At 72.4% G+C, this 19,801-nt stretch carries 19 protein-coding genes and 1 tRNA gene; 11 read left to right on the top strand and 9 right to left on the bottom strand.

Translation table 11 applies throughout. The annotated features are described in order from the left end of the window. Positions 1-96 precede the first annotated feature (96 nt). Complete coding sequence (locus tag LZ495_RS06790) at positions 97-549, bottom strand: hypothetical protein (protein WP_235051045.1); 453 nt, start codon at positions 547-549, stop codon at positions 97-99. Positions 550-799: 250 nt separating this feature from the next. Between LZ495_RS06790 and LZ495_RS06785 the strand changes: the two genes are divergently transcribed. The 4 genes from LZ495_RS06785 to LZ495_RS06770 all read left to right on the top strand — a co-directional run bounded on the left by LZ495_RS06785 (position 800) and on the right by LZ495_RS06770 (position 2,781). Then, positions 800-1,318 carry a carboxymuconolactone decarboxylase family protein gene (locus tag LZ495_RS06785; RefSeq protein ID WP_235051044.1) on the top strand — a complete coding sequence of 173 codons (519 nt, stop codon included), beginning with the start codon at positions 800-802 and terminating at the stop codon, positions 1,316-1,318. Between the two features lie 310 nt (positions 1,319-1,628). Further along, on the top strand, positions 1,629-2,090 hold the full coding sequence (locus tag LZ495_RS06780) for a hypothetical protein (protein WP_235051043.1): 462 nt from the start codon (positions 1,629-1,631) through the stop codon (positions 2,088-2,090). Next, positions 2,087-2,413 carry a transcriptional regulator gene (locus tag LZ495_RS06775; protein WP_235051042.1) on the top strand — a complete coding sequence of 109 codons (327 nt, stop codon included), beginning with the start codon at positions 2,087-2,089 and terminating at the stop codon, positions 2,411-2,413. Before LZ495_RS06780 ends, LZ495_RS06775 begins: the two co-directional genes overlap by 4 nt. Before the next feature lie 215 nt (positions 2,414-2,628). After that, a complete protein-coding gene (locus LZ495_RS06770; RefSeq protein ID WP_235051041.1) occupies positions 2,629-2,781 on the top strand; it encodes a hypothetical protein in 153 nt (50 codons plus the stop codon). 17 nt (positions 2,782-2,798) lie between these two features. Here LZ495_RS06770 and LZ495_RS06765 read toward each other — a convergent pair whose 3' ends face one another. The 3 genes from LZ495_RS06765 to LZ495_RS06755 form a co-directional block, all read right to left on the bottom strand. Further along, positions 2,799-3,320 (bottom strand): hypothetical protein, encoded by a 522-nt coding sequence (locus LZ495_RS06765; RefSeq protein ID WP_235051040.1) that lies wholly within the window; start codon positions 3,318-3,320, stop codon positions 2,799-2,801. Between the two features lie 68 nt (positions 3,321-3,388). After that, a complete protein-coding gene (locus LZ495_RS06760) occupies positions 3,389-3,985 on the bottom strand; it encodes a TetR/AcrR family transcriptional regulator (RefSeq protein WP_235051039.1) in 597 nt (198 codons plus the stop codon). 31 nt (positions 3,986-4,016) lie between these two features. Then, entirely contained in the window at positions 4,017-5,633 is a 1,617-nt protein-coding gene (locus LZ495_RS06755) for an MFS transporter (RefSeq protein ID WP_235051038.1), read from the bottom strand. Between the two features lie 415 nt (positions 5,634-6,048). Here LZ495_RS06755 and LZ495_RS06750 point away from each other — a divergent pair, with 415 nt between their 5' ends. Next, positions 6,049-6,558, top strand: coding sequence for a flavin reductase family protein (locus LZ495_RS06750; RefSeq protein ID WP_235051095.1), 510 nt, complete (start codon positions 6,049-6,051; stop codon positions 6,556-6,558). Positions 6,559-6,754: 196 nt separating this feature from the next. After that, complete coding sequence (locus tag LZ495_RS06745; RefSeq protein WP_235051037.1) at positions 6,755-8,344, top strand: GMC family oxidoreductase; 1,590 nt, start codon at positions 6,755-6,757, stop codon at positions 8,342-8,344. Positions 8,345-8,423: 79 nt separating this feature from the next. Here LZ495_RS06745 and LZ495_RS06740 read toward each other — a convergent pair whose 3' ends face one another. Together LZ495_RS06740 and LZ495_RS06735 are read right to left on the bottom strand one after the other, a co-directional pair. Further along, on the bottom strand, positions 8,424-9,269 hold the full coding sequence (locus LZ495_RS06740) for an acyl-CoA thioesterase (RefSeq protein WP_235051036.1): 846 nt from the start codon (positions 9,267-9,269) through the stop codon (positions 8,424-8,426). A gap of 126 nt (positions 9,270-9,395) precedes the next feature. After that, entirely contained in the window at positions 9,396-9,671 is a 276-nt protein-coding gene (locus tag LZ495_RS06735) for a GlsB/YeaQ/YmgE family stress response membrane protein (protein ID WP_235051035.1), read from the bottom strand. Positions 9,672-9,917: 246 nt separating this feature from the next. Between LZ495_RS06735 and LZ495_RS06730 the strand changes: the two genes are divergently transcribed. Then, a tRNA-Thr gene (locus tag LZ495_RS06730) sits at positions 9,918-9,991 on the top strand. Positions 9,992-10,463: 472 nt separating this feature from the next. Here LZ495_RS06730 and LZ495_RS06725 read toward each other — a convergent pair. Then, positions 10,464-11,693, bottom strand: a complete 1,230-nt coding sequence (locus tag LZ495_RS06725; protein WP_235051034.1) for an ROK family transcriptional regulator — start codon at positions 11,691-11,693, stop codon at positions 10,464-10,466. A gap of 176 nt (positions 11,694-11,869) precedes the next feature. On the opposite strand from LZ495_RS06725, the gene LZ495_RS06720 reads away from it, so the two are divergent. The 3 genes from LZ495_RS06720 (at position 11,870) to LZ495_RS06710 (ending at position 15,022) form a co-directional block, all read left to right on the top strand. After that, entirely contained in the window at positions 11,870-13,348 is a 1,479-nt protein-coding gene (locus LZ495_RS06720) for a carboxylesterase/lipase family protein (RefSeq protein ID WP_235051033.1), read from the top strand. Positions 13,349-13,655: 307 nt separating this feature from the next. Continuing rightward, positions 13,656-13,805, top strand: coding sequence for a hypothetical protein (locus LZ495_RS06715; RefSeq protein ID WP_235051032.1), 150 nt, complete (start codon positions 13,656-13,658; stop codon positions 13,803-13,805). 134 nt (positions 13,806-13,939) lie between these two features. Continuing rightward, the gene (locus tag LZ495_RS06710) at positions 13,940-15,022 is read left to right on the top strand and encodes a DUF8832 domain-containing protein (RefSeq protein ID WP_235051031.1); all 1,083 of its coding nucleotides are present in this window, start codon (positions 13,940-13,942) and stop codon (positions 15,020-15,022) included. Between the two features lie 160 nt (positions 15,023-15,182). On the opposite strand, the gene LZ495_RS44690 is transcribed toward LZ495_RS06710, so the two are convergent. Then, entirely contained in the window at positions 15,183-17,066 is a 1,884-nt protein-coding gene (locus LZ495_RS44690) for a tetratricopeptide repeat protein (RefSeq protein WP_235051030.1), read from the bottom strand. Positions 17,067-17,153: 87 nt separating this feature from the next. Next, positions 17,154-18,302 carry a LacI family DNA-binding transcriptional regulator gene (locus LZ495_RS06700; protein ID WP_235051029.1) on the bottom strand — a complete coding sequence of 383 codons (1,149 nt, stop codon included), beginning with the start codon at positions 18,300-18,302 and terminating at the stop codon, positions 17,154-17,156. Positions 18,303-18,547: 245 nt separating this feature from the next. Between LZ495_RS06700 and LZ495_RS06695 the strand changes: the two genes are divergently transcribed. Next, positions 18,548-19,657, top strand: coding sequence for an ABC transporter ATP-binding protein (locus LZ495_RS06695; RefSeq protein WP_235051028.1), 1,110 nt, complete (start codon positions 18,548-18,550; stop codon positions 19,655-19,657). The last annotated feature ends 144 nt before the right edge of the window (positions 19,658-19,801 follow it).

Below are 19,801 nucleotides of genomic sequence, written 5' to 3'. Positions count from 1 at the left end.
CCCCCCTTTTCCCCCCCCCCGGCCCCCTACAAACAACCCGACCGGTGGCGGGGGCGCCCGCTGACGGGGGCGCCGCGCGTCACATTCCCGATGTCCTCACGCGCAGACGCGAACCATCGGGGTGTACGTGGTCCGGTCGCCGACGGTCATGAAGCCGAGCATGTCGGCGCAGGTACCGGCCGTGATCGAGTAGATCGTGCCGTTGCACGAACGCACCGAGTTGTTCGGGACCGACGTGGCCACACAGGTGGTGGCCGTCGTATTGAAGATGAACGCGCCCACGTGCACACCGGGCAGCGGGTTCGTCTGCCCACTGGTGTTCACACCGACCGCGAAGCCCTGAACCTTCCCGTTGCCGTACGCGAGACACCCGGTCGCCTGGACACCCTGGTAGATGACTACAGGGTCGGCACACACAGAGCTGGGCAGCGTCGGAAAACTCGTGCTCCACGACGACGTAGCGGCGGACGCCGGCCCCTGCGCCAACGCACCAAGCGCGAAGGCAGCCCCAACCACGCCCAGGGCCTTGGCGATCTTCGAACGGCTCACGACATTCCCTCTCGTCCCCGCCGGCCTCACCGGCACCGAATCTGACGGCATGTCAGATACAAAGAGCCTCACCCGCAGTGGTTCCACCGAGGTTCCACCCGGTTCCACGACCGGGAGGGTCAAGGCAGCCGCTTGATCAGCCGCTCGCGAGAACGAATCCTCGGGGCCTGTCACATCTCCGCCGCGCGCTCCGTCAGTGCTTTGCCGGAACGAAACGAGCAGACGCCGCAGCCGCCAAGGAGCCGAGACCATGACCGAGACCACCGCGACCACGAGCGCCACCGCCACCGCCACCGAGATCCCTGTCGTCCCCGCCGCCCGGATCGGCAACCCTGCCCTGATCGTCCAGGGCGCGATGAAGGGCCTGATCGCCTTCTCCGCCGCCGCCGAGAAGGTCGGACTCCCCAAGACGCTGGTCAAGTTGGTGCACCTGCGGGCCAGCCAGATCAACAGCTGCGGCGTCTGCGTCCACATGCACGGAGGGGAACTGCGCGAGGCCGGCGAGTCGGACGCGCGGATCTTCTCGGTCGCCGCCTGGCGCGATACGCCGTTCTACACGGCCGCCGAACGCGCCGCGCTGGCCCTGACCGAGGACGTCACCCGCATCGCGGACCGTTCGGACGCCGTCTCGGACGAGGTCTGGAACGAGGCCGCGAAGCACTTCGGCGAGCAGGAACTCGCCGCCCTGCTCATCGAGATCGCCGCCATCAACGCCTGGAACCGCCTCAACTTGGCCTCCCGCCAGGTCGCGGGCCAGGGCTGGGGCTGAACACCGCCACCGGCGCTGACACCAGTTCCAGCACTGTGAAGGCTCCGGTACGCACGCCCAGGAGGAGCGCGGCGCACCGGAGCCTTCCCGCTCTTCGGCTTTCGCCCTGCCCCCACCCCCCGCCCCCGGGCTGACACTTGCCCTCGTCTGCCCGCGCTCGGACGCCAGCTCCACACATGCGCAACCACCAACCGACCTGCCTGCAAACGACGTTCCGCCAACGCTCTCCGCAGATTCCCGGCCCTCCGCCTTGACTTTCCCACCAGGAAAGTAGGACGCTTACTTTCCCGATAGGAAAGTGAGGTCTGCCATGACGGACACCGCTCCGGATCAAGCCCGCGCCGCGCTCGACGCCGTCGACCGCGCCCAACGCCACGTGGCCGACGAAGTAGGCCTGCCCCGCGGCTACTGGTGGGCGATGGCCGCCGGATGGATCGTCCTGGGTGTACTCGGCAGCTTGGCCCCCTGGGCAGGCGGCACCGCGACTGCCGCCTTCGGCGCCGGGCACGCGATAGCCGCGTCCCGCCTGCTCGACGGACGCCGCCGCACCGCCCAGCTGCAGGTCAGCGCCGCCGTCGCCGGACGCCGCACCCCGCTGGTCGTGATCGGTATGCTCATCGCCCTCGTCGCGGTCACCATCGCCGCCGCGCTCGCGATGCACGCCGACGGCGCCGAACACGCGAGCATCTGGGCGGCCGTACTGGTCGCCGCCGTCATCGGATTCGGCGGACCCGAAATCCTGCGCGTCCTGCGTCGTTGGGCCCGGGCATGACGCAAGCACGCTTCGACGAGTTGATCCACCCCAGCACGCGGCTGACCCTGGTGGCGACCCTGGCCGCCGCCGACTGGGCAGAGTTCGCCTTCCTCAAGGAGCGGCTCGGACTGTCGGAATCCGCGCTCTCCAAGCAACTCGCCACGCTGGAGGAAGCCGACTACGTAGCCACCGAGCGCCGCCTCAGCGGTACCCGCCGCAAAGTACGCGCCCGGCTGACCGACGTCGGCCGGAAGGCCTTCGACGGCCACGTCGCCGCGCTCCAAGCCATCGTCGCCGGCGCCGCGGCACCCGCCGAGGCACCGTCCGAAGCCCCCTCGTAAGCCCCGCCCGAACCTGCCCCGCAACCCCGCAACGCACCTGAACCACCTCCGGGGGGGGCAGGCCGCCGACCGGAACCGCCGCAATCCGCAACCTCGTTGCGCACCCGGCGGTCACGGTCGCCCGCTGGTGCAAACACCCGGCGCCCCTGGCGCCCGAGCAGCGCGCGTACGGGCGTATGGATGTGACGGGGCCCCATCCGCATCGTTGGGCAGGCATGAAGACTCTCGTACGCGCCCTCGTCGCCGTCGCCGCCGCCGGAACCCTGGCGGGCGCCGCCGCATCGTCGGCGTCGGCCGCAGCCGGCGATGCCGACAACACGGTCGTGTCGACGCGTTCGGCCTCCGTCACCTTCCCGGCCCTCAAGTAGGGCACACGCACGAAGCGCTACGGACGCCAGATGGTCGTCGGCGTCGTCGTCCAGTCGTGCAGGCCGACATGCGGCGCCACCTCGGTCAGCACCTCCGCCATGCGCGCGTAGTCGGGGCTGCTGCTCATCACACGGCTCGCGTTCGCCATCGGTCCCGCGATCGCGGTGTTCATCCGCCGGTAGCGGTGGGATACCCCGTCCGCGAGATCGCGGACTCCATCCTTGGTGATCACTCCGAGCATCTTGAACGTCGACTTGCTCGCGCCCGACCCGCGCTCCAGCTTCCACACGACGATCGTCGCCACGTCGTCCCAGGGGACCGTCATGCCGCCGCGCACCGCGATACCCATACCGCCCAGGTGCAGGCCCTTGGCGTCGATCCGCGCAATCAGAACGCGCCGCAGCGGCACCGAGAGCGCAACGAGACCGCAGAGCCCGAAGAATCCCCAGGTGCACAGGCTCAGCCACAGCGGCACGGTCGGGATGAAGCCGGCTGCCACAAACACGGTGCTGCCGACGGCGACGCCAAGATGGCGCATCGTCCAGCCGTGTCGGACCTCGTAGGAGGCACCACCCGCTACGTGTATGTCCGAATGCACCTCTGTGCCTACTCGCCGAGCAGCGGCCCGAAGGCCTCTTCGATCAGACCCACCAACTGGTCACGTGTCGAAGCAGTCAACTCCGGAAAGAAACCGGTCGGCCGGATGACCGCCAGCCCGATCAGCGACGCCACCGCCAGCTCCGCGCGGCGCCGGGCGTCGACTTCGTCCCCGCCCATGCGCTCCACGACCGGGTCGATCATGGCGCGCCGGACCGCCGCCGAGGCCTCCGCGCGCACCGCCTCGTCGCCCTCCTCGCCCAGCGCGGCCCGGAAGATCGCGCCCGGGCCGCCCATGTCGTCGATCCGGGCCACCAGGAAGTCCGCGAGGGCGCCGATCCGGGCCAGGTCGCGGCGCGCCGACACGGCGTCCTGGGTGTCCTCCTCGATGGCCGCGAGGTACAGCCCGGCCTTATTGCCGTAATACCGGGCCACCAGGGCCGCGTCGACGCCCGCACGGTCGCCGATGTCGCGCAGCGTCGTACGGTCGTAGCCACGCTCGCCGAACAGCGCACGCGCGGCGTCGAGCAGCGCCTTGCGACTCGCGGCCGCATCGCGCCTGCGCGGCCGGTCGGTCGTCGGACGTTCGGGTGCCGAGCTGTTCACCGGGGGGATCCTTCGCCTGGTCTGTCGAGGGCTACCGAAGGTACCTCGTCGACCGTTCGGTCGGGGTGTGATCCGGGTGACGGTCGGTTTCGGTCATCCGCACCCGGGCCGGTACGAACCACCCACCGGACCTGCCGCCGGACCGCCGCTGCCCGCCGTCCGGACGGCCCGGCAGCGCCGGAATCCCCACCGCGGCCAGCGCCCCGAGGACGCAGGCACCCGCCCCGACCAGGAACGCGACCGTGTACCCGCGGTCCGCCGCGACCGTCCCGCCCGCCGCGGTGTACGCGGAGAGCACGGCCGCGATCATCGCCGACCCGATCGCGCCGCCCACCGAGCGCAGAACGGCATTCAGGCTGGTCGCACTGCCCGTCTCGGACGGCGGCACAGCTTTCACGATGAGCGACGGCATCGCCGCGAACGTCGTCCCCACGCCGACCCCGAGCAGGACCGCGCCGGTCACCAGCTGCCACATGTGGTCCCGGAAGAACGCCAGGAACACCATGTCGGCGGCCACCACCAGCGCCCCGCACGGCAGCACCGGCGCCATTCCGAATCGCGCCGCGAACGCCTCGGCGAGCCGGTTCGCGCCCAGGCTGCCGAGGGAAAGCGGCATCAGCACCAACCCGGCCCCGACCACCGAAAGGCCGAATCCGTACCCTGTCGCGGTCGGAATCTGGGCGTACAAATTGATCAACGACATGGTCATGTAGAGGCCGATGCCGATCAAAACCGCGGCCACGTCGGCGGTCAGCAGCTCCCGGTTCGCCAGCAGCCTGAGCTCGACGAGCGGGTGCGCGGTACGCAGGGCCTGCCGCACCCACGCCGCGAAGAACACCGCCGCCCCGGCCGCCAGCCCCAGCACGGTGGCCGAATCCCAGCCCCAGCGCCCGCCCTGACTGACCGTCAGCAGCAGGCAGGTGAGCCCGCCGCTGAGCAGCAGCGCACCCACCACGTCCAGCGGACGGCGACGCGCCTTGGACCCGGCCGGCACGACCAGCAGCACCATCGCCAAGGCCAGCCCGGCGATCAGCGTCCCGAACCAGAACGCCGCCCGGTAGTCCCACTCGCGCGCGATCAGCCCGGTGATCGGATATCCGAGCCCCGCACCCACCGACGTGGTGACCGACAGCAGCGCGACGCCGGACCTCATGCGTTCCGGTGCGAAGTGGTCACGGGCCACCGCGATGGTCAGCGGCATGATGCCCATCCCGGCGCCCTGCATCGCCCGTCCGGCGATCAGCCCCGCGAACCCGGGCGACAGCGCACCGAGCACCCCTCCCGCGACCACGCAGGCCAGGGCCCCGACGATCACGCCGCGCCGGTACGGGCCGTCCCCCAACCGCCCCATCACCGGCGCCGCGACGGCACCGGTCAGCAGCGTCACGGTGAGCATCCACTGCGCGCTGTCGAGCGAGACGCCCTGCTCGTGCGCGATGGTCGGGACCAGCGGAGCACCGAGCGTCGTCATGACGGACACCGCGACGGACGTGAACATCAGGACCGGCAGCAGCGCCGCACGCCGCAACCGGGCCGCGGTCCCCGCGGGCTCGGCCGACACACCCTCGGCCTGTGCGGTCTCAGGACCGGCACGCTTCTCGGCTTTTGCGGTCTCGGCTTTTGCGGTCTCCGGATCGGCGCGCTTCACGGAATCCCCGGCACCCGAGGCCGGTCCGCTCTCGGCAGGCTCGATGGCAGTACCCCCAACTCGCAGCCGAAGGAGTCGACGACTCAAGCGAGCCGACCAGTCGAACGAGTCAACGAGGCACACGAACCGAAACGGAACTGCGCAATCCGCATGGATCGCGCGAGCCGCACGTGCCGCACGAGCCAAAAAAGCTGCCCGAGCCGAACGCACACGCCGTGCCCGCACAGCACGACGACCGCACGAGTCATGCCCCGATGACTTTCGGACCCTACGGCATCCCCCCGCGCGGCCGACGCCCGCCCGGCCCCCGCGCTCCTAGGCTGGGTCCGTGGACACCCCTGCGCCCGACACCGGACCCGGAACCGCCCGACACTCCGCCGCCCCAGACGCCGCCGCCCACGACGCTCCCGCCCACGTGGACCCCGAGGCCTTCAAGACCGCCCTCTCCCGCTTCGCCGCCGGCGTCGTCGTCGTGACGGCCCGCGAGACGGACGACGCGAGCGACACCGCGTCCGGCGACGACGTCGGCATGACCGCCACCGCGTTCCTGTCCGTGTCCCTCGAACCACCACTCGTCCTGGTCAGCCTGCGCCGCGAGGCCCGCATGCGCGAAGTCCTGGACGCCCAGCCCCTGTGGGCGGTCTCGCTACTCTCCCAGAGCCAGCGCCACGTCGCCGGGCGGTTCGCCATCCCCGGACGGGTGAGCGACCGCCTGATGTTCGCCGACGTGCCGCACCGCCCGGGCCCGGTCACCGGCGCCGCACTCGTCGGCGGCGCGCTCGCGACGCTCGAATGCCGCACCCACCAGATCATCGAGGCCGGCGACCATTCGCTCGTCCTCGGCCTGGTGCTGGCCGCCACGCTGCCGAGCCCCGAAGGCCTGCCGCTAATGCACTTCCGCGGCCGCTACCGATCGCTCGCTTAACAGGGACCCGCCCACCTCTTCCCCGGCGCGCCGCCGAGTCGCCAGACTCCTGTCTGTACCCACCTGCACACGTACACGCACGAGCAGACGCACCCGCGAGCAGGCGCACGCACACGTATCGCGGAACGAACGAGCCCCGGCAAATCCAGCGCACCCCATCCGACTTCGTCCATCGGACCCGAGGGAAGGCCGCCTCATGCTCACGTACGACTACGTCATCGTCGGCGCCGGCGCGGCCGGCTGCGTCCTCGCCGGACGGCTCACCGAGGACGGCGCCGACCAAGTCCTGCTTCTCGAGGCCGGCGGCCCCGACAAGAAGCAGGAGATCCACATCCCGGCCGCATTCAAGGCGCTCTTCAAAACCGAGCTCGACTGGAACTTCCACACCGCCAAGCAGGCCGAGATGGCGCAGCGCGAGCTGTACTGGCCGCGCGGCCGCATGCTGGGCGGCACGTCGTCCATGAACGCCATGATGTGGATCCGCGGCCACCGCGACGACTACGACGACTGGGCCGACATGGGCGCCGACGGCTGGTCGTACGACGAGATCGCGCCCTACTTCCGCCGCGCCGAACGCCGTACCGGCTCCAACAACGGCAACGTCTACGGCACCGACGGCCCCATGCACATCCAGGAGCTCCGCGACCCGAATCCGACCACCGCGGCCTTCCTCGCGGCCTGCGCCGAGGTCGGCATGCGGCGCCTCGACGAGCTCAACATGCCCGACAACGAGGGCTATTCGCCGACCTCCGTGAACCAGAAGCGCGGCCGCCGCTGGAGCACCGCGGACGCCTACCTGCACCCGGCCCGCAAGCGCGGCAACCTCACCGTCACCACCGGATCCGTCGTCCAGCGCATCGTCATCGACGACGAACTGCGGGCCACCGGAGTCGAATACGTCGACGCTGCCGGCAACGTCCAGCAGGTGCGCGCCCGCCGCGAGGTCATCGTCGCCGCCGGCGCGATCGGCTCACCGCACCTGCTGATGCTCTCCGGCATCGGCGACCCCGACGTCCTGCGCGCCGCCGACCTCGCCCCTCGCCACGAACTCCCGGCAGTCGGGCGCAACTTGCAGGATCACCTCACCTGCTCCGCGATCACGCACTGCACCGAGCCGGTGACCCTCGCCTCCGCGGAGGACAAGAGCCAGCTGCTGCGCTATCTCCTCTTCTCCAAGGGCATGCTGACGTCCAACGTCGGCGAGGCCGCCGCGTTCGTGCGCACCCAGGAAGCGCTCAGCTCGCCGGACATCGAACTCATCTTCGCGCCCGGCCCGTTCATCAACCACGGCCTCGACGACCCGCCCGGCCACGGGGTGACCGTGGCGGTCGTCCTGCTCCAGCCGGAAAGCCGCGGGACGATCGTGCCGGCCGGACCCGAGCCGTCGCTGCCGCCGATCATCGACCCGGCGTACCTGAGCGTCCCCGCCGACCGCGCGACCCTCGTCGCCGGCCTGCGGCGCGCCACCGAACTCCTCAACACCCGCGCCCTCGGCCGGTACGTGGGCGCCCCGATGGCCCCGTGGCCCGGTGGCGACGACGACGAAACGCTCAGCAGGTACGTCGGCGAGTACTCCGAGACGCTGTACCACCCAGTCGGCACGTGCCGCATGGGCCGCAGCGGCGAAGACGCCGTGGTCGACCCGCAGTTGCGCGTGCACGGCATCAGCGGCCTGCGCGTGGTCGACGCGTCCGTCATGCCGAAGATCAACCGCGGTCACACCCACGCCCCGACCATCATGATCGCCGAACGCGGCGCGGACCTGATCGACGCCGCACACGCCTGACGCACCCCCGCACCCCGCAGGCCCCGGCCGGGGGCACCCGCCCCCGGCCATCACCCCTACGCCGTCACACCCCTGCGCCCTACGCCCCCGCGACCCGCATCAGCCCGTCCGCCGACACCGACGCGACCAGCCGCCCGTCCTGCCCGTACACGTGGATGCGGCCGTGCATACGGCTGCGGCCCGCATACACGCTCTCGCAGCGCAGCAGCAGCCACTCGTGGATCGAGAACGGCTCGTGGAACGTCACGTTCTGGGACAGCATCACCGACGTCCCCTTGCCGCCCAGACCGCCCACCGCGTCCGCGGTGTACGGCCGCAGCGCCACCGGCCCGAGGAATCCCTCGGTGCCGTACGCCAGCAGCGAGCGCGACAGCGACGGCGTGTCGGGCACCTTGGTGCACCGCATCCACACGTCCAGTACCGGCGGCCCGGCCAGCCCCGGCGCCAGCGCGTCCGCCCCGCCCGCCGTCCGGACCTCCCACGGCAGCATCGCGACCGGCAGCTCGTCGCAGTCGTCCGGCCCCGGCACGTCGTCCGGCAGCGGCCGGTGGTGGCGCAGGAAGTCCGGCTCGTCGCGCGTGAGCATCACCAGGGCGCGGCTGTGCTCGCGCCCCTCCTGCTGGAACGTCACCGCAACCGTGGCCAGCGCGCGCCCGGACTGCACCACCTCGACGTCGATCCCGACCGGCTCGGCGGCTATCCCCCCGCGCGGGAACACGCCCTGCACCGACTGCACCGCCATATCCGGCACGGTCCGCTCGGCCACCGCCACCGTCTGCGCCAGCACCTGGCTGCCGAGCGTGCTCGGGATGCGCGACACGATGTTGCGCGCCCTGAACCGTCCCGGTGCGTGCTCCGCGACGTCGAGGGACTCCATGAGGTCGGCCAGGTCGATGCCCGGCCACAAGTCGATTCCTGAGGCCATGGACGCATGATCGCAAACCGGATCTGACGATGCGTCAGGGGGCGGAACCCTGGGTTCCGCCCCCTGAGGGCGCTCACTTGTCCGACCATGCCGCCGAACCGACCGCGAAGCGGCCGACCCGGCACGTCAAGCGCGTGATCCGCCCTTCTTCAGGAACGCGGTCACCAGGGCCACCAGACCCGCCGAGACCGCGATGCTGATGATCCACCTCAGCCAGTCGATACCCCTGGTCTCGTCGACCCCGAGACCCGCCGCGATGGCGTATCCGATCAGCGTGCCGACGATGCCGACGCCGACCGTGGCGAGCATGCCGATGCTCTGCTTGCCGGGCAGGAACAACCGCGCCAGCATGCCGATGATGGCACCGGCGATGATGAGACCGATGACGTCCCAGAACCCCATGTGAGCCTCCAGATCCAGTGCGCACCGCAAACGATGGCGCAGTGGGTATCAAAACGGACTTTTCGGTCCAAATTGAGCCTCGCATGATCGGAGTACGGTCGCCACAGCAACGCCCCGTCACCTCACGCCCCCGTACGCCCCCACCCCGCACCCCCGCCCCACCCCCACCGGCAATTCCGTCGCCTCCCCCGGCCGGTGACTTGTAGCGTGTTCCGCGCAGTGCACAATGGACTGCGCCACTTGCACGCCCCGATAGCTCAGCTGGCCAGAGCACCGCTCTTGTAAAGCGGGGGTCGTCGGTTCGAACCCGACTCGGGGCTCAGCGAAAAACCCCAGGCAGACATCGTCTGACCTGGGGTTTTCTGTGCCGCGGGCAGCGTCGGACCAGTCTGCGTGGGCAACACGCGAGCGGAATGCGGAACGGCCCGTCCTACGGAGGACGGGCCGCTCGTGCACAGGCGCGAGGGTGTTGCGCTCGTGCGGTCAGCCTGCGGCCGCGAGTTGGTCGATGGTGCGGACGCTGTGGTCGCTGTTGCTCCACAGCGGGTCGCGACCGGCGTCGACCGGCGCCTCGTACTGATAGCCCTTTTGCTTCATGCAGTGGAGAGCCGCCCCTACGTGATCGGCGGCTTGGTGCTCGGTGCTTCCCTGATCGCCACTGCGGCGCTGAGCCCCCTGCGCAACTCCTGCGTACGCAAGCTGATCGGCCGCATACGCGCGGTCCGAGCGGCGGCCTGCACCGCGGCGTTGGCGGCGCTGCTGATCGCGGCCGTGGCCGTGGCGTGGCGCGGCTCAGACGGGCGGGACGCTCGTCGGGTCGGCGAGGGTGGCTTCGCGGGTCGTGAGGAGGGCGCCGGTGAGGGTTGCCGCCGGGCCCAAGAGGCCCGGGGTGATGGCGAATCCGAGGTGGGGGGCGACGGCGCGGCGGCCGGCGAGGGTGGTGTCGATGCCGGGGGTGAGGCGGTCGCACCAGCCGGCGAGGTAGCCGCCGAGGATGATCTCGGCGGCGCCGGTGAGGCCGGAGATGGCGAGGATCGCCGCGCCGAGGCTGCGGCCCGCGTCGGCCAGCGCGGCGACGGCGTGCGGGTCGCCGAGGGCGAGGCGGCGGTCGAGTTCGGCGAGGGCCGCGTCGATGCCGTCGCGGGCGGCCAGATCGGCGAGGCCCGCGGCGGCGGTCAGCGGTTCCGGGCCGATCGCCAGGGCCAGGCAGCCGCGGGCGCCGCAGGCGCAGGGCGGGCCGTCGAGGTCGATCGGGATGTGGCCGGCCTCGCCCGCGAGCCCGGTGGACCCGGTGTGGATGCGGCCGCCGATGAGCAGGCCGCCGCCGACACCGGTGTCGGCCTTGATGTACGCCACGGTGTCCGGGAGTTCGCGCGCCGCGCCGTGTGCGTGGTACTCGGCGAGCGCGGCGCAGTTGGCGTCGTTGACCACGTCGAGCGGACAGCCCAGGTCCGGGAGGTGCGCGGCGACGAGGCCGCGCAGGTCGGTCTGCGCGGGCCAGCCGAAGTCGATGGCCGCGGCGATGGTGTGCCCCGGCCCGGTGACGGGTCCGGCCATCGCGATGACCGCGCCGGACAGGTACGCGCCGTCCACCTCGCGCACCGCGTCGGCGGCGAGCTTGATCTCCCGGGCGATGGCAGCGGCCAGCGGCTCGGGGTCGCCGAAGGGCGCGCGGTGCACGGCCGAGGCCCGGTGCACGGCGGTGCCATCGAGGTCGGCGGCCGTCACTTCCAGACGTTCGAGGGTCACCTGCACCGCGATCGCCATGACGCGCTCCGGCACCAACTGCAGGAGCCGCCGGGGCCGGCCGCGGCCGCCCGTGGCGGCGGAGCCGACCTCGCGGACCAGGCCGCGCTCGATGAGCTCGGTGGCCAGCCCGGTCACCGAGGCGTGCACCAGGCCGGTGGCGCCCGCGATCTCGGTACGCGCGCAGGGGCCGTGGGCCGCGACGTACCGCAGGACGAGCGCCAGGTTGTGGCGGCGTACGGCGGCGGTGTCGGCGGGGCCGGCTGGGGTGGTCACGTCGTCGATTGTGCCTTGCCGAGGCGCGAATCCGGGGCGCGCGGCGAACCGGAACCGGGCGCGAGAGGACCGCCACAGTTATTTTTTCAACTCTTGCAATATTTGAGTGGGGCGGCCGATACTCCTCGGGACAGCACCTGCGCACCCGCTGCGCCCCCTCCCCGAAGGACGCCCTCGTGACCGAACAGCCGCTCGTCAGCACCACCCTGGGCCCGGTCGCGGGCTTCTGGCAGGGCGAGTCCGCCCGCTTCCTCGGCATCCCGTACGCGCAGCCGCCGGTCGGCGACCTGCGCTTCGCCGTCCCGGTGGCCCCCGAGCCGTGGACCGAGCCGCTGGACGCCACCGCGTACGGCCCCACCGCGCAGCGCCGCGGCTTCGGCGACGGGCCGTCGATCATCCCCGAGCCGTCCATCCCGGGCGCCGGCACGCTCAACCTCAACGTCTTCACGCCCGCCCCGGGCGGCGGCGCGGGCCTGCCGGTCCTCGTCTGGATCCACGGCGGCGGCTTCATCGCCGGCTCCGCGGCCAGCCCCTGGTACGACGGCGCCGCGTTCAACCGGGACGGCGTCGTGCTGGTCTCGCTCGGCTACCGGCTCGGCATCGAGGGCTTCCTGCACGTCGAAGGCGCCCCCGACAACCGCGGCGTACTCGACTGGATCGCCGCGCTGACCTGGGTGCGCGACAACATCGCGGCGTTCGGTGGCGACCCGGCCAAGGTGACCATCGCGGGCCAGTCGGCCGGCGGCGGCGCGGTGCAGACGCTGCTGGCCACGCCGTCCGCACGCGACCTCTTCCGCGGCGCGATCTCGGTGTCCGGCGCGGTGATGGAGCCGCAGAGCCGCGAGCGCGGCCTCGCGATCGCCGGGATGCTGACCGCCCGCACCGGCACGCCCGCCACCGTGGCGGCGCTGCGCGACCTCTCGGACGACGAGATGCTGGCGCTGCAGGACGCGGTCATGGCCCCCGAGGAAGGCCAGGCTCCGCTGCCCGACCTGGTCCTCGCGCCCTTCGCGGACGGCGAGCTGATCCCCGAGCAGGTCCCCGCCGCGATCCGCGGCGGGTCGGCGAGCCCGGTGCCGCTCATGCTCGGCGCCACGCACCACGAGTTCAACATGGCCGCCGAGTTCGGCATGCCGGACGCGCCGATCGAGCTGGCCCACGCGCTGCTCGGCCAGGTGGGCCTCCCGGCCGACGCGGTCGCCGAGTTCGTCGCCCTGCACGAGGGCAAGGCACCCGCCACGATCATCGGCCAGGGCCTGACCGACTGGCTCTTCCGGGCCTCCGCGGTACGCGTCGCCGAGGACCGCGCGGCACTCGGACTGCCCACCTGGCTCTACGCGTTCGAGTGGCTCTCGGCCGGCCCGATGCTGCCCGGCAAGGCGTTCCACTGCCTGGACCTGCCGTTCGCGTTCGACCTGCTGGACGCCGAGGGCGCCGAGCTGCAGACCGGCCCGGACGCGCCGCGCAAGCTGGCCGACGCGATGCACGGCGCGTGGGTCGCGTTCATCCGCGACCTGGACCCGGGCGCCGCCTGGCCGCGCTACACCGCCGAGCAGCGCAGCACGCAGATCTGGGACACCGACTCCTCGGTCGCCGCGGACTTCTACGGCCCCGAGCGCGCGATCTGGAGCCGCCTGGAGACGCCGGAGGCCTGACCGGCCGGTGCGCCGCCGCGCACCGCAGCACCACGCGAGCACCACGCGCGAAGAGCGGACGGCCCGCCCCTACCCGGGGCGGGTCGTCCGCTTTTCGCATTCTCCTCGGAACCCCTAGGGGGTAGGGGTCCGGAGAACGGCTCAGGAGAGCCGGAAAAGAAACTTCGCCGCACTGCCTTGACGAGATACCCCCCAGGGGTATCTTATTGGAGCAGCGGGAGAGACACCGCGAAGCAGACCGAAAAGCACAGACCAGAAGACCGAGATCCCGAAGGTCCGAAGAACCGCAGCGCCCAGGAGGCCCACCATGAGCAGCACCGCGCCGACCACGCCCGCCGCCGACGTCCAGGCCGCGCCGGCCGAGACCCCGCAGCCGGCCCAGGCCGCGCAGCCGCAGGCCGCGCCCGTCGAGGTCCCGCAGGCCGGCAGCTGCTGCGGCGGCAGCAGCTGCAGCTGATACCCCCTCGGGGTGCCGCCGACCGCCATGGCGCGGCACCCCGACGGCCAGTGGCACCGCACCCCGCCGCACCGCTCGTCCCGTACCGCCCCCCGACGACCACGACTGCACCACCGACCTGAAGGAGTCCCGCGATGAACACGGCCGTACGAGTCGGCGCTTTCGGAGCCGGCCTGACCCTGGCCTTCGGAGCCGCCCTCGGCATCGGCCACGCGGTCGGCCCCTTCGGATCAAACGACGCCCCGGCCCACAGCGGCCACGGCGGCACCCCCTCCCCCTCTGCCCAGGACAGCACCACCCGCAAGGAGACGAGCGACATGAACGGCACCGCGCACACCGGCCACGGCACGCAGTCCCCCGCCCCCGCCCCCGCCGCCGCGGACAACGGCGGCGGCCACGGCCCCGCGCTCCCCGGCGGCCTGCAGGTGTCCGAACGCGGGTACACCCTGGTGCCCGTCTCCGCCCCGATCGCCGCCGGCACCCCCACCGACCTGCGCTTCCGCATCCTGGGCCCGGACGGCAGCCCCTGGACGAAGTACGACCGCGCGCACGACAAGGACCTGCACCTCATCGTCGCCCGCCGCGATCTCTCCGGGTTCCAGCACGTGCACCCGACGCTGGGCGGCGACGGCACCTGGTCGATCCCGCTCACCTTCGCGAGCGCCGGCGACTACCGGATATTCGCCGACTTCGCCCCCACCGGCGACCCGGCCGGGCCGCTCACGCTCGGCGCGGACGTCGCGGTCACCGGGGACTACCGCCCCGTCGCGCTGCCGGCCCCGTCCCGGACCGCGCAGGTCGACGGCTACACCGTCACGCTGGACGGCGAACTCGCCACCGGCTCGGGCGGCTTGCTCACCCTCTCGGTCAGCCGCAACGGGCAGCCGGTGACCGACCTCCAGCCCTACCTCGGCGCCTACGGCCACCTGGTCGCGCTGCGCCAGGGCGACCTCGGCTACCTGCACGTGCACCCGCAGGGCGAGCCGGGCGACGGCGTGACGCCGGCCGGTCCCGGCATCGGGTTCCACGCGGCGGCGCCGAGCGCCGGGGCGTACCGCCTCTACCTCGACTTCCAGCACGAAGGAGTGGTCCGCACCGCGGAGTTCACGGTCGTCGCCGGCACCCCGGCAGCAGCTCCGGCGGCAACCCCGGCAGCCACGCCGGCCGGCACCCCCGCCCCCGCCGCGACGGGCGGACACGGCGGCCACGCGCACTGACCCGACCGCAACACTCCGACACCCCGAAGCCCCGGCACCCCGAAGCCTGACGACCAGGGGCCACCCCAAAACCGCAGCGCCGCCCCGGACCACCGGGCGCGGCGCTGCGGCACGTCCGGCCCGTCGACCCCGGGCAAGCCGCTGCCCGCGCCGCCCGGCCTCAGTCGCGCGCCGCGTCCAGCTCCACCAGCTTCTGCGCCGCCAAATCCCGGTACTGCTCCGCCATCTGCGGTGTGGCCAGCACCAGTTCGGCCATCGAGCGGAGCAGCGTCACCTCGCGCGTCCGGTACGCGCCGACCGCGGCCGCGAACCGCTCCCCGACCAGGCCGGCCACGTCCTCGCGCACGTCCGGCACCAGCCAAGCCGTCGCGACCAGCGCGAACAGCGCCGCATCGCTCACCCAGTCCTCGGCCCCGAACGCCAGGTCGACCAGCGCCTCCCGGCGCACCGACCCCGCCCACGGCTCGTCGGCCCGGTGGTGCGCGATGCCCAGGCAGGCCCAGATCTGCACGAGCCTTACCCACAGCCCCGGTTCGTGCCGGGCGAAGGTGCGGCCGAGCTCACTGTCGTCCGGCGCGGGCGGATGCACCAGCACGCCCAGCAGGTCGTCCAGCCCGCACCCCGCCAGCAGCACCGCCCGGTCGTACGCGAGGGCCGGATGCGGCCACGACGGATCGGCTATGCCGCGCACCGCCTCGGCGACCGCCGGATCCGGCCGCCCGACCGCCGGCTGCGCATCGGTGGCCCCGGGCAGGTACTCCCAAGCCGCGTACCGCCCGGGCCGCAGCGGCACCCGCAAGTCCGGCGCCGGCACCGACTGCACGCTCAGCTCGAACCGCGGGAACGCGCTGCGCACCGCGAGCAGCGCGCTCGGCGGCTCCAGTGCGCTCAGCGTGATCGCGATGTCCGCGTCGCCCGGCTCGACCTGGTCCAGCAGCTGGCGCAGCGTGTTGGTCAACGCCTCGGTGGGATAAGGCACATGCCGCAGCCACGCACCGGTGCAGGCCCGCGCCACGAGCTCGTGCGCATACCCGTGGTCGGGGTGCTCGCGCAGGTGGTCGATCAGCGCGATGAGATGGGCGATGTCGCGGTCCCGCGCCCAGCGCACGCCGTGCAGCGCGGGTCCGGCCTTCGGATGCCCGGGGTCGGCGTCGAGCGCACGCCGGATCCACTCCAGGCCCTCCGTGAACCGGCCCTGCCCAGCCAGGAGTTCGCCGAGGTCCACGTGCAGGTCGAGGTCTTCGGGATGGTCCCGCAGGACCGCCGTCCACAGCTTCTCGGTGTCCGCCTCGCGGCCCACCCGGCGCCACGCGTTGCCGAGCATGATCGCGGCTTCCAGCGACCGGTCCCGGGTCCACGCCCGGAACGCCCAGTCGACCGCCTCGTCCAGGGCGTCCAGGCGGCGCATGAACGACGAACCGGACCACAGCAGGAATCCGTGCCCCGGGTGCGCGTCGGTCATCGAGCGGGCCAGTTCGGCGAACGGGGCCAGGTGCGGACGGTGCTCCTCGGGGACCGGGTCGTCCAGGACCTGCACCATCCCGAGCATCGTGCGCGCGAACGCCTCCGGGTCCAGGCGCGGCAGCAGATCGGGGCCGAGCCAGCCCGCCGACGCCGCCCACGCCCGGTGCGGCTCGTGCGCGGCGACCTGGGACAGGCCGGCCAGCGCACGGTCGAAGTCCCCGGCGGAGGCCTGCAGATGGGCCAGCGCGGCGGCACTGCCGGCGAACATCCCGCCCTGCTCGTCGGGGCCGTACAAGTCGAGTCCGTGCCGGGGCGCGCCGACCGCGAGCTTGCCCAGGAGTTCGTGCGCCTCGGGCAGCGCGGGCTCGCAGAAGAGCGCGTTGGCGACGTGCACGGCGGCGTGCTCGGTCTCGCCGTCGGCCAGCGCGAGCCGGGCCATCGCCAGTTCGCCGTGCGCTTCCTGGGTCGGATCGCCGACGCCCTCGGCGTGCCCGTGCCCGGGGCCGCGATGCCGGTCGCCGCGGCCCTCGCCGTACCCGTCGCCTTGCCGGCCGTCGTGCCGGTCGTCGTGTGGTGCCACGGTGGTACGCCCCCGATCGTCCGTCCCCGCCCGTGCGTGACGAAGACGAAGATCGACACTAGTCGAGGCAAAGTGTGCCGGGTGCGGTCAGGACGGGATCGGTTCGGACCGAATCGGAAACGATTCGGTACGTGCGGGTCCCGGGATCCCCGGGGCCGCGTCGTAGCCGTCCGCACCGAACCCGGCCGCGGCCCCGGACGCGGGCGGTTCGTGTGCCGCGGCCGGTTCATGCGCGGCCGGCCCGGTCGACCCCCGCACCACCAGCTCGGGCCGGTAGACCAGTTCGGTACGCGGCGCCCGGCCGCCGCCGATCTCGTCGAGCAGTGCGCGCACCGCCGCCGCACCCATCGGCGCGACCGCCTGCCGCACCGTCGTCAGCGGCGGATCGGTGAAGGCCACCAGCGGCGAGTCGTCGTAGCCCACCACCGACACGTCGCCGGGCACCGTCAGACCGCGCTCGCGCACCGCCCGGATCACCCCGAGCGCCATCAGGTCGCTGCCGCACACCACCGCGGTCGCCCCGCGGTCCAGCAGCGCCCCCGCAGCGGCCTGGCCGCCTTCCACCGAGAACAGCGAGCGCTCGATCCACGGCTCGGCGTCGTCGACCCCGAAGGTCGCCTTGAGGCCGCGCCGGAAACCGGCGATCTTGCGGGCCGTCGGAACGTACCGCTCGGGGCCGACCGCGAGCCCGATGCGCCGGTGCCGGAGCGAGGCCAGGTGCCCTATCGCCAGCTCGACCGCGACCGACTCGTCGCTGGAGATGAAGGGTGCGTCGATGCCCTCGGCGAAGCCGTTGACGAAGACCACCGGCAGCCCGCGGTCCACCAGCCGCACGTAGCGGGCCAGATCGGCACCGGAGTCGGAGTGCAGCCCGGAGACGAAGATGATCCCGGAGACGCCGCGCTCCAGCAGCAGCTCGGTGTAGTCGTCCTCGGTGGCCCCGCCCGGCGTCTGCGTGCACAGCACCGGGGTGTACCCGTGGTGCGCCAGCGCGCGTTCGATGACCTGCGCGAACGCCGGGAAGATCGGGTTGTCCAGCTCGGGCAGCATGAGCCCGACCAGGCCCGCGCTGCGGCGCCGCAGCCGGGCCGGGCGCTCGTAGCCGAGCACGTCCAGCGCGGTGAGCACCGCGCGGCGGGTGTCGTCGGCCACCCCGGGGCGGCTGTTGAGCACCCGGCTGACGGTCGCCTCGCTCACTCCCGCCTGGGCGGCGATGTCCGCCAACCGTGTCCTCATGGCCGACCAGCGTAGTTGACGGTTTCTGCAGGATCCGGCATGGGCTTGCATTCCGGTGCAAGGACTTGCAGCACGGGGAGCCCGGACAGCCCTCCGGCACGGCCGGCGGACCGGTAGGCGCCGGAGGGCTGACAAGACCAGGGCACGGCAGGTACGGTGGCCAAGGTTCACTTCAGTGGACTAGACCATTTCACCCTCCACTCGGATCGTCCGGCACGTTCCTGCCGGTGAAGGGGAGTATCACCATGGCTTCGGTCACGTACCGCAAGGCGACCTGCACGTACAAGGGCGCCGAGCGCCCCAGCGTCAACGCCCTCGACCTGGAGATCGCCGACGGCGAGTTCCTGGTCCTCGTCGGCCCCTCGGGCTGCGGGAAGTCCACCTCGCTGCGCATGCTCGCCGGCCTCGAAGAGGTCACCGACGGCGCGATCCACATCGGCGACAAGGACGTCACGTACCTCGAGCCGAAGGACCGGGACATCGCGATGGTGTTCCAGAACTACGCGCTCTACCCGCACATGACGGTCGCCGACAACATGGGCTTCGCGCTCAAGATCGCCGGCGTCGACAAGGCCACCATCCGGGCCAAGGTCGAAGAGGCCGCCAAGATCCTCGACCTCACCGAGTACCTCGACCGCAAGCCGAAGGCGCTCTCCGGCGGCCAGCGGCAGCGCGTCGCGATGGGTCGGGCGATCGTGCGTGAGCCCCAGGTCTTCCTCATGGACGAGCCGCTGTCCAACCTGGACGCCAAGCTCCGCGTGCAGACCCGCACCCAGATCGCCTCGCTGCAGCGCCGCCTGGGCATCACCACCGTGTACGTCACGCACGACCAGGTCGAGGCCATGACCATGGGCGACCGCGTCGCGGTGCTCAAGGACGGGCTGCTGCAGCAGGTCGACACCCCGCGCAACATGTACGACCGCCCGGCGAACGTCTTCGTGGCCGGCTTCATCGGCTCCCCCGCGATGAACCTGATCGACACCGACCTCGCCGAGGACGGCGTGCGCTTCGGCGACGCGGTCGTCCCGGTCTCCCGCGAGGCGCGCGAGCGCGCCCTCGCCGAGGGCGCCACCAAGGTGACGCTGGGCGTGCGCCCGGAGCACCTCGAGGTGCGCACCGCCGACGGCCTGGCCAAGTCCGGCAACGGCCTCGCGGTCACCGTCGACGTCGTCGAGGAGCTGGGCTCGGACGCGTACGTCTACGGCACCGCGAAGATCGACGGCGAGGCGAAGTCCCTGGTGGTCCGCGTCTCCGGCCGCAAGGTCCCGGCCAAGGGCGAGACGCTGTACGTCGTCGCGCACGCGGGCGAGACGCACCTGTTCTCCACGGTCACCGGCGAGCGCCTCGCCGACTGACCCGGACCGGCTGAACCGCAGGCCGCGGCCGAGGGTCCGCGGCATCGGAGGCGGTAGGCGGCGCGGGTGAGGGTCCGCGCGGCAGGCAGACCGCCGGCAGTCGCAAGTCGTACGGCCCCCGCCGGAGTTCCGGCGGGGGCCGTA

The organism is Yinghuangia soli, from assembly GCF_021502675.1.
Lineage (GTDB): Bacteria > Actinomycetota > Actinomycetes > Streptomycetales > Streptomycetaceae > Yinghuangia > Yinghuangia soli.
This window is presented reverse-complemented; position numbering and strand designations above follow the sequence as displayed.